The organism is Bradyrhizobium nivariense, assembly GCF_029846695.2.
Lineage (GTDB): Bacteria > Pseudomonadota > Alphaproteobacteria > Rhizobiales > Xanthobacteraceae > Bradyrhizobium.
This window is the reverse complement of record NZ_JARWCR020000019.1, coordinates 19,925-32,986: the sequence shown is the minus strand read 5'-3', so window position 1 is coordinate 32,986 and position 13,062 is coordinate 19,925. Positions and strand designations below refer to the sequence as shown.

Below are 13,062 nucleotides of genomic sequence, written 5' to 3'. Positions count from 1 at the left end.
ACATTGCAGGAACTTGTTGTTGGTTGTTGAGATTAGGTCTCGTCATGGTGTTTTTCCTAGTGTCCGTGGTGAAGCTCTTAAATGACGTTCCGCCTGTTCCTTGCAGGGAAGGCAACGTTTCATCGCGTCTTCTGCGCAGTGTCGAGGGCAAGCCTGAGATTGGCCGGAACCATGGGATACCCCCATCGTCGTCCTGTGCGCAGCATGGATCGCTGATAAGCTCCTACGAGCATCTCCGTGTAGGTCAGCGTAAGAGCGGTCGCATCCATCACTGCGACACCATCCAACTCCCGGATGTCCAGGTGCGCGACGAATTCGTTCAACACGCCTTCGCCCGGAATGACGACGTCCGCTCCTGCATCAATCGCTTTGCGAGCGGCCGCCTCGAAGGCGGCTCTAAGTCCCTTTGGCTCGTCAAAGGCGCGCTGCAGATCGAATTCGTCATAGGCCGGAGCAAGACTGACGATATCTACGAGACGCGCATTCAGCCTGTGACGGTCCACGCTTTCCGCCAGCATCCGCGCACCAGCTGGAGAGATCGTCACAATGCCGATCAGCGGAGCAACCGAACAGCCGGCTAAGAGACAACTTTCCATCATCGATGTGACCGGAATATCGAGAGCCGCTCGGGCTTCGCGAAGCGCGGGCTCAGCAAACGAAGCGATCATAACGGCATCGAATCCCTCAAGTTCGGCGCGCTCAACCTGCGCAAGCACGACATTCGCAACGCGGTTTCGCTCGCGCGGATATTCGAGGGCCCGCGCAGGAGAGGAGGATCCGTAGGTCCCGATCGGCACTCCATGGAGGACCACCTCAACACCCGGTCCCGCGACCGCTGCGAAGCGGCGCTTTAACGATTCCGCGTAGTGAGGAAGTGCATCGAGTTCTGTGACGGACTGGTGCCAAATACGCATCGTGTCGCTCGCTTCACGCCCACTCGCCGGTACGCTGGGCGCCGTCCGACGCGCACTCGCACGGAACATCGTCGCATCGGGTATGCGACATCAACGAAGAATCCCGCGATGGACATGCCTTCAAGAAAGGCTGCCAAGCACCGATGGCCGCGATGCTATCGCCCATGTTCCGTCCCTGACGGTTCGTATTACGTTTCGTATTGGAGTCATCGGTATGCGAATTTCCGCCCAGAACAAATGCCGCTGGCGTAAGAAACTCTTTCACCCGATGGAATAATCGTGATTGATACGTTCGATCGATCCGGTCATGGCCCCGACGATCGCGCATCGCGGAACATCGCTGGGCATGCCGTGCAGAAACGGCTGGGCTTTGGCTCTCGAGATTCACCAGCTCATCGCGGCTGCTCTGAATGTCGGGACAGACCGCTCGGTCGCACGGATGTGCAACCTTTCAAGTCGGCCGCCGGAGAAGACAACGTCACCTGATGGAGACGTGATCGATACGCCGCGGCAAATGCCGCGCACTCAGGTCATTCTTTGGAACGGACTTGATCGTCCTCAATCCAGGAAGGGGATACTGCGCGTCGCCCAGCTCGCTCCGGACTCAGCCGAAGCGCTCGCGCATCCACTTCTGTTCGCACTTATTCGCTGCGAAGTGCTTGAGAATGAAATCCACAAAGACGCGAATTCGCGCTGGCTGGTGCTTACGCGTATGGAATGCGACATTGATAACTACCGGATCCAACTTCCAACCGTTCAAAACGGGGACAAGACGCCCCGCGCGCACATCCTCGTAGATCGTATACATCGGTTGGATCAGGATGCCTCCGTTGGCCAGAGCCGCTTCGCAAAGGACGCGCCCTTCGGTCGATAGCATAGCAGCATTCAATCGCACCGCTTCTTTCCTATCACCGCGCGAAAAAGAGAATGCTTGAGGGCCCCGAGAGAACCCATATAGAAGTGTGGGATGTCGTTGCAGGTCTTTTGGCGATGACGGAGTGCCGTGCTCAGCCAGGTACTGTGGAGACGCAACCGGGAGATAGCGCGCGCGCGCAAGCTTGCGAATCGTTATGCTTGAATCCGGCTCGAACGGCCGTGTTCGTATGGCTACATCGACCCCGGGATCGATGACATCCTGATAGTGATTTGCCCCCATGAAATGGATGGAAATGCCAGGGTACAGCCGCTGAAACTGTGGAATTATGGGGGCTAGGTGCATCATTCCAAAAGAAGGTGAACTGGTTATCGAGACTACCCCGGACGGCTGTTTGGTGGAGTCGGCAGCCTGTACATCAGCCTCGGCGAGATCGGCCAACAATTGTACGCACCGTTGATAGTATGCCCGACCAGCATCCGTCAGCCAAAGACGACGCGTCGTTCTCTCTAACAGTCTCGACCCAAGCCGTTTCTCAAGCGAACTGAGGCAGCGACTAGCGGTCGGATCCGACAAGCCCAGTTTCTCTGCTGCACGCGTGATACTGCCAAGCTCGACCGCACGGACAAACATTTCCAATTCTGTAAGGCGATCCACTTAAGGCCTCCGGGGCAAAAAAGAGCCCTGCTCATTTGGCGAACGCCTCATGTGCTCCACCATTTGTCAGGGTGCGCAGAATACATGGTTCAGAACCTAACGTCCTTCTGAATAGTCGACAGACAGGACCCTTGCCACTCCTCTGCATAATGAGCAGGCTGCCGACGCTAATCATGGAAAACGGTTGAACCACAACTGCTTCATACGTGGCTCCAAGGAAGGTCCAACCTGGTACCCATAAGACCCCTGGTGCGACAGCGGCAGTCTGAATCCCCGTACCTTTACCAATCGCGGTAATGATCGGGCCAGCGAGAGTTGACTGATAAGTAAAGACCTCATCGAACATATAGATCTCCGCCGGCCGAACGCCCGCGCTCGCTCTGGTTTGGTTGATGCCTACGGTGTGGTCAGCAAAGACCTGCCTTGATCATCTTGCGGTTGAAGCAGATGCAGCCGCACGTGGTCACGGTGACAGCTTTCTCGTAGAAGGGATAGTCGAGATCCGGCAACCCGTGATATTGCCGTGGCGAGGATTGGTAATGTTGCGCCGGGACTTGCATGTTGAGTGTCTGATGCGACCGTTCGTATATTGTAGCACTCGATGAATTCATCGAACCTGGCCTGCTGTTCGAGAACGTGTGCGCCGTAGGTTTTGTCGTCTCCAGCTGGAGGGTGAGGTGCATGCGTTCGTGACGGCGATTTTGCTGCGGGTGGCCGGGCTTGATGCCCTCGATCCGATGGAAGGTCAGCGCCTCGCTCTGGACCGTGTTCACGATAGGTGGGAATCCGCCGTCCGACCGTGCGACCAAGCCACGAACCATTCGAATTTACTGAGGGAAGTTAGCGCGCTGTGACGCCGGCTACGCGACGATCATCATCACGGCAACATCTATTCAGAGTACTTGATCCAAAAAGGCGCGAGTCCTCGGGTCTTTCGCAGCTTTAAAGAATTCTGCCGGTTCACCGTGTTCCACGATCAGACCGCGATCCGTGAAATAGACGCGGTCAGCTACTTCCCTCGCAAAACTCATCTCGTGAGTAACCAAAAGACAAGTCATATCTTCTTCTGTAAGTTCGCGAATGGTGCGGAGAACCTCTTTGACTGTTTCCGGATCGAGAGCCGCGGTTACCTCATCGAAAAGCATGATGCTGGGGTTCATGGCCAGTGAACGGGCGATGGCAACGCGTTGCTGCTGTCCTCCAGACAATTCACCCAGGTAACGGTTTTCAAGCCCATTTAAACGCACCTTCTTCATGAGCTTCACAGCACGATCGAGAACAGCCTCCTTCGGCTCGCGCAGAACGTGAATGGGCGCCATCATGATGTTCTGGAGTGCCGTCTTGTGCGGAAACAAATTGTATTGCTGAAATACTATACCAACTTTTCTTCGTAGCTTGAGCTTGTCGATGTTAGGATCGGAGACCTCCTGGCCCTCCACTTTTATCGAACCGCTCTGAATATTTGCCAAGCCATTAATACACAACGGATGAGCGTAGATTTTCCCGATCCTGAGGGTCCTATGATACAAATTGCGTCGCGCCTGTGGACGTCGAATGAGATCCCCCGCAGAACTTCAACGTCACCGAACGATTTGTGAACGTCGAGCAATGAAACGATCGGTTGATCGGGCGGCCATACATCACTCGCATCAGGCGTAGACGGCATATTTTCGCTCCAACCAGAGAGTCAGCCTTGATATCGGATAGATGAAGAAGAAAAACAGAAGGAGAATGAAGGAATAGAACGGCACCAGCAGGCTTGTGCGCGCGCCTAAGGCCTCCATGGCTTGCTGGGCATTGCCTACCGCCTCATGTACGCCCAGCACCGCGGCAATCGGCGTAGAAAGCACCAAGATAGCGTACGTATTCATCCATGGAGCCATCATCCGCTTGATGCACTGGGGTAGAATAATCATGCTTAAGGTCTGCCATCTCGAAAAGCCCAGGCTTTCGGAAGATTCCCACTGACCCTTGGGCACTGACAAAATCGCGCCCCGTACTACTTCAGCAACGTTCGCTGAAACGGGAATGGCAATCGTCGACGAGGTAGTCGATCGAACCTCTACCCGGGTGGCGAGATCCCGATGGCGGTACGCATCGTGCCTAGGACAACAACGTCTCTTCCATATCAAAGACACCTATAGACTGGTGAAAAACTCAGGAAAACCCTGCCGACGTTTCTGCGCCGTCAGTAGCTACTAATCAGCTCCTCTCGGTGCTCCTCGAGCCAACTCCGCAGGATAAGCGGCTTACGACCAATCACACGTTCAACAAAGTCATTTCGTGCCCAAACGACTTCGTTTTCCCGTTCGTATTGGAAGAAATCCCAAAGATAGCTCAAGCGATTCTCTCCGAGGTCGGCATAGGCACGGAAAAAGCTTTCTCTCTGTCCGTCATGAACAATCTTTGTCTGAAAGGAATCGCTCATGAGGTCAGCAACTTCCGCGAACCTCAGAATGTCGTGTCCGTTATTTAATGTGTGGAATTGGCCGACGTGACGATGATCTGTCGACAGGAAAAGGCGACCAGCCACCTCAGCAATCTCACGTGGATCGATATACGGAATAAGTCGCTCCGGCCAGATAAGCCTCCCGTCGCGTCGCAACCCCTCCTTCATCCAAAAGAAGTTGTCCATGAAGGTCGCCCCGATGTTGAGATAGGTGACAGGCAAGTCGCTCTCGTCGAGTATCTGTTTCGCAATCGGGTGTTGAATCGGAAGACCCAAACCATGACGGCGCAGCGACAGGGGAATCCGTCTGCGATTTGCTTCCGGCTGGACGCCGAGAAGCCGCAAGATCTGGACGGCTCTGTTAGCTCTTTTTAGGAGCACAACGAGATTCGTCATCGACTCCTTCTCGTCCGTACCACTTTTCGTCAAAACGAAGATGCCTTCCATTCCGTCGACAGCTTTCTCGAGCGATGGAAGATCGAAGTAGCTGGCCATTGCGATTTGCGCATAGGGGTGCTCACGGCGAAGAACCTCGCGCTTGGCAGGATTGCTCGTTGCGAGACGCAGCTGAATTTGAGGCGCCTCGCGGTGGAGGAAACGTGCAAGGGGACCGCCAATATGCGCGGCTGCACCAAAGATCAGGATCTTGTTTGGGATGCGCTTTCGACCTTGGGACATTTCTACCCTGCCACGCGGTGTGCGAAGGACGTCTCGAGGGAACCGTTTACTATCCTGTTCCAAACAGCAGGCGCGTGCTCAACTTTGGGTCGCGGCGGCCTTTTTGGCCGGCGGAAGGCCAGCAAAATCGGTCGGCGGGAGACCCATCGCCTCGACGAATTGATGCCGAACCTCCTCCGGCTGGCCAGCCTGGAAGATGTATGATGTTGACATCAGACGCTTGCGAGGATCTGCGAGTATCTCCGCCCTGGAGTAACCGTTGACCAGAGCATCTCGCTCCATGACAGGAAGCTCGACGCACCGATTGTGAGCGGGATCCCGAATGATGCCCTTTGCTTCGCCGCCTGCGGCAATCCGGTCCATTTCTTCGAAAAAGCGTCGTCGGATCATGACGATGCCCTTGTCGCTGGTTCCCAGATGCTCCTGAGTTCGGTCGGCTATCGTGCCCTGCCCGACCCAGGCCAGGAAGTCCTGGTTCATGACATGGCTCGTGATCCAGCGCCCGTTCTCGTCGTAGATCGGTCCTCGCCAGGTAGGGATCGTTTTCTGAACGTATGGCTCTTGCTCGCGCGGCACGCGCGTGTACTTCCACGTGATACTCAACGTGTTGGCATCATCGATTGGAACCCGCCATTCGAAGTGCTCGCCAAGGAAGAAGCCGTTGGGCCAAAGACAAACGCGCCCTACTTTCCATTGGGGATGAGTTTCGTCGCTGTCATCCTTGATCCTCTTGTAAACGAACCCGTATTCGAATTCCTCGAACTCGAGTTTGAGATGGGCCGCCGCGTAGGGAGCCTCCACGCCGCGAAGCCGCTGACCCCAATTCTCGTGCATCCATTCGAAATGCACAGGATCGATTGAATTTTCCTGACACTGGAACCAGTTGCACGGAATTTCGGATATGACGATCTGGGAGAAGCCATTTTTCCAGGAAAAGGGCTCCCAGTTTGGTAAGAGCGGGATGGGTTGGGGTCCCATATACACCCAGACCAATCCAGCAAATATCTGCACGGGATAAGCCTTGATGCGAATTTTTTCGCGCATCCGATATTGCGGGTTCGCGAGGTCTTCGAATGGCTGAGAAACGCATGCGCCCGACTGGTCGAATTGCCATCCGTGATAGCTGCAGCGCAGACCGCAGTCTTCAGTCATACCGTACGCCATGTCCGCCCGGCGATGAGGGCAATGCCTGTCGATCAGACCAAACGTGCCGCTCCTGTCCTTGTAAAGGACCAGGTCCTCCCCCAACAGTCGAACCGGCTTGCTCTCGATCGTGTCGAATTCGGATGCGCCCGCGATGGGCATCCAGTATCGGCGAAGGAGCTCGCCCATCGGCGTGCCAGGCCCCACCTCGGTCAGCTGCCGGTTCTTTTCTGCGCTCAGCATTCCTAGATCCTTGCGGTCACTCAACGGCCTCCTCTGCCCCCTCGTCCAGGGCCCGAGGATCAGCCATTCGCGTCTCGACGAGTACGGTTGTTCAGCGCGTAAGGACCTTCAGGACCAACTCGCGAAAGCTATACCAGTGCCTGTTCCTCCCGGAGTCCGATATCCTGGATAGTATTCGGACCAATCATTGGTGAGGGCCTCCGATATCCCCGCGACCATGAGCCAGTTCAATATCTCGGAGGAGCCAGAATTAAGTTCGCCCCTCGTCAGCGAGATCAGCGACTCCCGGTCCTTGCTCTTGAGCGCAGCGAGGATCCTTCGGTCGAGCTTCTCATCCACCACAAAATGGCTCAATCCGCCGCTGGCGATCACGGCGACCCTTAGATCCGTGTTGGAGGCCTCGATGACCGCGGCGATCTTCCGACCGACATCGTAGGCGCGGCGTGCGGTAGGAGCATTCGGCGGAAAGTAAGTGTTGAGGAGTACCGGGACCACGGGAATCGATCGACCCTTGAACAGGCGCTCGATAATGAACCCATAGGCGTGGCCGAAGCCGGCTTTAAGCGGGTCGTCGACCTTGGCTGCCGCCCCGATATCGACGTCGCTCTCGACCAATCCGTGAATAACTTCGAGCGCAAACTTCGGATGCCCGGGAAACGAATGGACAGCGTCCATCGCGTATCCCTTCATGACGGGAGTGACCCAACCCGGCGTTTGCGGCGTAATGTGACGTTCGTGAGTTAGAATCTCTTCACCGTAGAAGATCGAGATCGCCGGCATGTTCGACAGTGAGAAAAGTTCCGCCTGATCGTCTCCGACGATGATCACCACATCTGGCGCCGCGGTCTCAAGCCGATCCGCCATACGGTCGAGAGCCTTTTGTGATGCAGCCTCGATCTCCAGAAACTTCTTCTCGTTTGCCACAGCCGCGTACGGAGCCCCATTCTCCTGCACAAGCTGGTCATAGGACACGAACCTGCCGTCCGAAAGGTTCAGTGCATTGTTCTTCAGATCTTCGGCGGCACGTTCGGCCCATCGCTTACCCTCGAGTGTAAGCATCGGAGTGTGCGACGCAGCAAGGCTGAGCACGATCTTGGCCATACCGGCCCTCCCTCTAAGTTATCTTGTCCATATGGACTATATTTGCATGATCAGTTGGTGGATGCAAATTGAAAAACCAATTGCTCTTCGGATTTCTATCTATACCATATGGACTGTTTAATATGGACGCGCGACGGCAATCCGTCCGCAGCACCCGAACGATATCGAAGCGCGGCAGCTTTCGCGTTTGAAAAATGAAAGAACTAGAGGAGACGACCCACGTGATAATCGACGCCCACGCACATCTCGTCGCGCCGCCGAGCTTTTATGCTCATCGAGGAAACCTCTTCGTTGCACGAGGCCAATACGGAAAATATGCCGCAAAGATTGCCGATGCTGATCTGGAAAAATCAGCTGCCCAGAACATCTCCGTCATGGACGGCGTCGGCACAGATCTACAGGTTTTGTCGCCGCGTCCTTTCATGCTTGTTCACGGCGAAACTCGATGGGAAGACATCGTCACCTGGACCGAAGACAACAACAATCTCATCGCGCGTACAGTTAAGATGCACCCAAAGCGATTTCGCGGAGTTGGAGGGTTGCCGCAGGCCACGGGCGCGCCGGTCGAGACCATGTTCGACGAAATCAAGCGCTGCATGAATGACCTTGGCTTCCTCGGCGTACTGTTAAATCCAGATCCGTCCGAAGGCGCCGGAAAGACCCCTCCCCTTGGCGACTCCTACTGGTATCCGCTGTACGATTTTCTCTGTAAGCATGACATTCCCGCGCACATCCACAGTTGCGCCTGTTGTGGACGGGAGACCTACGACGAGCACTTCATTACGGAAGAAAGTCTTGCGATCACGTCAATCGCGCGATCCGACGTCTTCACGCGTTTTCCGCCCCTGAAGCTGCTGGTCAGCCATGGCGGCGGCTCGATTCCGTACCAAGTCGGACGCTGGAGATCGAATCGTCAGATGTTCGCGGCAGCGGCCGACGGCAAGAAGACCGAAACCTTCGATCAGACGCTGAAACGATTCTGGTTCGATACCGTCCTGCATCACAAGAAATCTCTCGAGCTTCTCTTTGAAGTCGTCGGGGCGGATCGCTGCGTGTTCGGAACCGAAAGGCCCGGCAGCGGCGGGGGCATCGATCCGGTCAGCGGACGCCCCTATGACGATCTGAAGCCTGTCATCGAGTCAATCACGGAAATCAGCGACGACGACAAGAAGGGCATCTTCGAAAACAACGTCCGCAGGCTGTTCGCCCGGCTAGACGTATAACCAGTGAAGGAAAGGACCACAAATGCGATCACGCCGAAGCATTGAAGTCGAAGGGTTCAGCCATGGCGCCCAACCGATTCCCGCCGCGTCTCGCGTCGGCAATATCGTGATGACTGGGGGCGTCTACGGCCTTGATCCGAAGACAGGCAAGATACCAGACGATATCGACAAACAAGCGGAGTTGATGTTCTTCAATCTGGCCCGCATCATGGAGGCGGCCGGAACGTCAATCGATCGGATCGTCAAGATTACTGTGTTTGTCAAAACCCCGGAGGGCCGCCAAGCGGTCAACAAGCACTGGCAAATCGCGTTTCCTGATCCTGCCTCGCGCCCGGCGCGTCAAACGATCCACAATGACCATTTGGCTGCCAACATGTTGGTGCAGTGCGAAGCGACTGCTGTCGTGGAATAGCCGTCACATGACTGTATTCAGCTTTGCGCCTGTCGAGGCGTCGAGGGCCTGCAATGACTGAGCAGGCCCCTCGATCGATCGATCAGGCCCCTCTTTCGACGAGCACCGGTCCGAGAGGATGAGTCCGGGTGATTCTTTCGACCCGGAAGACAATCGCCGTCCCGTTCATCGCCGGATCGTGCGTCTGCTCGACCTCCGGGACGAGCTCATAGATGCGCTGACGCGCTGCCGGATCATCCTCAATCCGGGCAGTCGCTTCGACGACAAGCGTCGTGCGCGTCGTACTGTCTCGATAGAGAAGGCTGACAGGACCCGCGGCCCGGGCAATTCGCGCCAATCCGCCGTTCGGATCCCGAATCCAGGCGCAAAGCTCCATGTCGCCGAGCACTTGAACGCTTCCGCGCAAGGATAGCGACGGCTTGCCCTGGTCGGTCACGTAGGCGACAGCGACGGGGCGACCGTCGGCAAGAGCAGAGTTGAGTATCGAGCGGATATAGGGAGGGATCCGGCTCTGGCGCTCTGGCTGCGTCGGAAACGAGAAGCTTTCCTCCACGCCACTGACGAGGTTTCGATCGTCGTACTCAAATTGGAGCTTGTACTCCCGAGGCGCAGCGCCGAATGTCCCGAAATCCGCGCCAATCCTGACCCGGTCTCCTGCTCGCTCGGCCGGCGACCAGATGCCCTTTGCCAGAACCGGCGAGAACGGCGAAATCGTGATCAGCTCGGTGACGACGGCCTCACTGCCGCTCACGCCACGGCCGCGGCGGCGAAACACCACCTGCGGTGAAAGATGCCTTGCTGCGCTGCGTGCAGCCGAGGCTTCGCCGCAGCGCAAGGCTCGCGCAAACAGGTCTGCCGCAAAGAGACGTTCATCTGTCATCGTCAGCTCCCAATCCTCTTTCAACAAAGCCCGGTGCGCGGGCGGCGAAATCGCTTCTGATTGAACGATCAGATGTCGAGCACGAGCTTCTCGGTCTTGCTACCGGAGCAGCAGATCATGATCGCCTTGTTACTTGCACGCTCCGCATCGCTGAGCACCGAGTCCCTGTGGTCCGGAATTCCCTCGAGGACCGCGGTCTGACATTCGCCACAGATCCCGACTTCGCACGACGACGTCGCGGTAACCTCGGCCTCCTGGAGGACCTGCAGAATCGTTTTTCCTGCGGGTACGTCCAAAGTGCGACCGCTGCGCGCGAGCTCTATGGTGAAGCCGCCCTGGAGCTGAAGATCCGCTGTCGGCTTGAAGTCCTCGAGGTGAACTTGGGCGCATGGCAAGTCGGCGGCATGAGCGGCATCTTGAAAGGCCGTCAGCATGGGCTTGGGGCCACAACAATAGAAGTGCGCGCCCGGCATGACCTTCATTTGCGCTTCGATATCGAGGAATCCATCGCTCTCATCGTCATACCGAATCGTGACCTGATCTCCATAGGCCTGGAGGTCATCCCGAAACGCGGCGAGCGGACGGCTTCGACAGCAATAGTAGAGCCGCCAGCTCCTTCCCAACGAAGACAATCGATTGGCCATCGACAGGAGCGGCGTAACGCCGATCCCGCCGCCTATCAGCACTGACTTGGCGGCACCTTCGTCCAGCGAAAACAGGTTCCTTGGACTGGAGATCAGCAGTTCGTCGCCAATGGAGATGTTCTCATGGAAGTAGCGCGACCCGCCCCGGCTGCTCGGCTCGAGATACACCCCGACAACATACCGATCGCGGTCCTCTTGTGAGTTCAGCAGCGAATAGCTGCGCGTTATGCCGGTCGGCAACTGAATGTCGATGTGCGCCCCTGCTGCGAACGCCGGAAGATCGTCACCGGCCGGCCGCAGCTCGATCCGCCGCGTAACCCCGGTCTCTTGTCGAATTTCGCTGACCCGTACGGGAATGCCCTTCATGGCCTATTCGTCTCCACCCGCTCCCAATCGACTTTTTATTGGCATCGTGCCTTGGCGGTGATATATACACGATACAAATACGAAATGAAATTCCATTTTTGGAGGAGGGAAACATGCTATCGAGGGAGAACAACGACCTGATCTGCCGCGTCGGACGAGGCACCCCGATGGGTGAATTGATGCGGCAATATTGGATTCCGGCACTGCCATCATCCGAGTTTCCGGCGCCTGACTGTCCGCCCAAGCGCATGATGCTGCTCGGCGAAAAAATGGTGATGTTCCGCGACAGCGAAGGGCGGATGGGCGTTCTCGAGGAATTCTGCCCGCATCGCGGCGCGAGCCTCTACTTCGGGCGCAATGAGGAAGGCGGGTTGCGTTGCGCATACCACGGCTGGAAGTACGATATCACTGGCAAGTGCCTGGATACGCCGACCGAGCAGCCTGAACGACGTGAGAAATTCTGCGCCAACATCAACGCGCGCGCTTACCCCTGCCATGAGGTCAACCACATGGTGTGGGTCTATATGGGTTCGCGAAAGGAGCCGCCTCCGTTCCCCAAGTTCGAGATCAACGCATTGGCGGAAGACCAGGTCTATCCGCCCGTCATCATGATGGAGGAGGCGAACTGGCTCCAAAACCTGGAGGGAGACCTCGATTCCGCTCACCTCGATTGGGTCCACCGCCGTCTTCACGAGGATAGCCCGAAGCCCGAGAAGGGTCTGCGCGGCTTTTGGAATCCAACCGGTCGACCGCCCATCCTCGATGTGGAGACAACGCCTTATGGCGCTTACTACAGCGCCAAGCGCATTTTGCAGAACGGCGAGGAGTGGCACCGGATCAATCAATTCATCTTTCCGTTCCATACCATGATCACCTTGGGCGATGGCAGCGTGGGGCTTCGTTCGCACGTGCCGGTCGACGACCACCATTCGATGCTTATTCATCACCAGGGCTTCCCAAAAGGACCGATGCCAAACGAGACGAAGGCCTGGCTTGCGAACATGTTTGAAGAGGTTGGCGGATACATCGATCGCACGAACGATCCTCGCACCTACTTCATGACGAAGCTCAACAAGGCCAACGACTATGGCCGCGACCTCAAAGTGCAGCAGGACCTGATGTTCGTCGGCATTCCGTTCGCGGGAAATCTTCAGGACCGCGCCATGACCGAATTGATGACCAACGATCAGGACGAACCGATCTACGACCGCACAAAGGAGCACCTCAGCATATCTGACGCGATGATCGTGACCGTGCGCCGCCAACTCATCAATGCGGCAACAAAGCTCCGCGACGAAGGCCGGGCCCCCGACAATGTCGATCGCGTCGAGCTGGATATGGTTCGGTCAGGTTCGATACGGACTCCGGCAGGCGCCGACTGGAAGAACCTGAGCGAAAGCGCGCGCAGGGTCAGGCCGGGAGAGCTTTCCGCCAATGACGTTGGTCTGATCATCTAGACTGTCGCCCTCGCTCAATTG

13 protein-coding genes and 1 pseudogene are annotated in these 13,062 nt (G+C 56.7%); 3 read left to right on the top strand and 11 right to left on the bottom strand.

Translation table 11 applies throughout. The annotated features are described in order from the left end of the window. Positions 1–119: 119 nt before the first annotated feature. The 9 genes and pseudogenes from QCM77_RS17700 to QCM77_RS17660 form a co-directional block, all read right to left on the bottom strand. On the bottom strand, positions 120–914 hold the full coding sequence (locus tag QCM77_RS17700) for an aspartate/glutamate racemase family protein (RefSeq protein ID WP_279684372.1): 795 nt from the start codon (positions 912–914) through the stop codon (positions 120–122). A gap of 604 nt (positions 915–1,518) precedes the next feature. Then, positions 1,519–2,445: a LysR family transcriptional regulator gene (locus QCM77_RS17695; protein WP_279684371.1), complete on the bottom strand. Its 927-nt coding sequence runs from the start codon at positions 2,443–2,445 to the stop codon at positions 1,519–1,521. A gap of 31 nt (positions 2,446–2,476) precedes the next feature. Further along, positions 2,477–2,791: a hypothetical protein gene (locus QCM77_RS17690; protein ID WP_279684370.1), complete on the bottom strand. Its 315-nt coding sequence runs from the start codon at positions 2,789–2,791 to the stop codon at positions 2,477–2,479. 61 nt (positions 2,792–2,852) lie between these two features. Continuing rightward, on the bottom strand, positions 2,853–3,218 hold the full coding sequence (locus QCM77_RS17685; RefSeq protein WP_511337200.1) for a hypothetical protein: 366 nt from the start codon (positions 3,216–3,218) through the stop codon (positions 2,853–2,855). A gap of 120 nt (positions 3,219–3,338) precedes the next feature. Then, positions 3,339–4,111, bottom strand: a pseudogene (locus QCM77_RS17680) (amino acid ABC transporter ATP-binding protein). Next, entirely contained in the window at positions 4,095–4,424 is a 330-nt protein-coding gene (locus QCM77_RS17675; RefSeq protein WP_347882380.1) for an ABC transporter permease subunit, read from the bottom strand. Before QCM77_RS17675 ends, QCM77_RS17680 begins: the two are co-directional and overlap by 17 nt. Before the next feature lie 209 nt (positions 4,425–4,633). Continuing rightward, complete coding sequence (locus QCM77_RS17670) at positions 4,634–5,572, bottom strand: Rossmann-fold NAD(P)-binding domain-containing protein (RefSeq protein ID WP_279684367.1); 939 nt, start codon at positions 5,570–5,572, stop codon at positions 4,634–4,636. A 78-nt stretch (positions 5,573–5,650) separates the two neighbouring features. Beyond that, positions 5,651–6,958, bottom strand: coding sequence for a Rieske 2Fe-2S domain-containing protein (locus QCM77_RS17665; RefSeq protein ID WP_279684366.1), 1,308 nt, complete (start codon positions 6,956–6,958; stop codon positions 5,651–5,653). Positions 6,959–7,066: 108 nt separating this feature from the next. Continuing rightward, positions 7,067–8,059, bottom strand: coding sequence for a DODA-type extradiol aromatic ring-opening family dioxygenase (locus QCM77_RS17660; RefSeq protein WP_279684365.1), 993 nt, complete (start codon positions 8,057–8,059; stop codon positions 7,067–7,069). Between the two features lie 221 nt (positions 8,060–8,280). Between QCM77_RS17660 and QCM77_RS17655 the strand changes: the two genes are divergently transcribed. Both QCM77_RS17655 and QCM77_RS17650 read left to right on the top strand, forming a co-directional pair. Further along, positions 8,281–9,282, top strand: a complete 1,002-nt coding sequence (locus tag QCM77_RS17655) for an amidohydrolase family protein (RefSeq protein WP_279684364.1) — start codon at positions 8,281–8,283, stop codon at positions 9,280–9,282. 22 nt (positions 9,283–9,304) lie between these two features. After that, entirely contained in the window at positions 9,305–9,694 is a 390-nt protein-coding gene (locus QCM77_RS17650) for a RidA family protein (protein WP_279684363.1), read from the top strand. Between the two features lie 82 nt (positions 9,695–9,776). On the opposite strand, the gene QCM77_RS17645 is transcribed toward QCM77_RS17650, so the two are convergent. Next, entirely contained in the window at positions 9,777–10,574 is a 798-nt protein-coding gene (locus QCM77_RS17645; protein ID WP_279684362.1) for a hypothetical protein, read from the bottom strand. A 68-nt stretch (positions 10,575–10,642) separates the two neighbouring features. Beyond that, positions 10,643–11,584: a PDR/VanB family oxidoreductase gene (locus QCM77_RS17640; RefSeq protein WP_279684361.1), complete on the bottom strand. Its 942-nt coding sequence runs from the start codon at positions 11,582–11,584 to the stop codon at positions 10,643–10,645. A 113-nt stretch (positions 11,585–11,697) separates the two neighbouring features. Here QCM77_RS17640 and QCM77_RS17635 point away from each other — a divergent pair, with 113 nt between their 5' ends. Beyond that, on the top strand, positions 11,698–13,041 hold the full coding sequence (locus QCM77_RS17635; protein WP_347882384.1) for a Rieske 2Fe-2S domain-containing protein: 1,344 nt from the start codon (positions 11,698–11,700) through the stop codon (positions 13,039–13,041). Positions 13,042–13,062 lie beyond the last annotated feature (21 nt).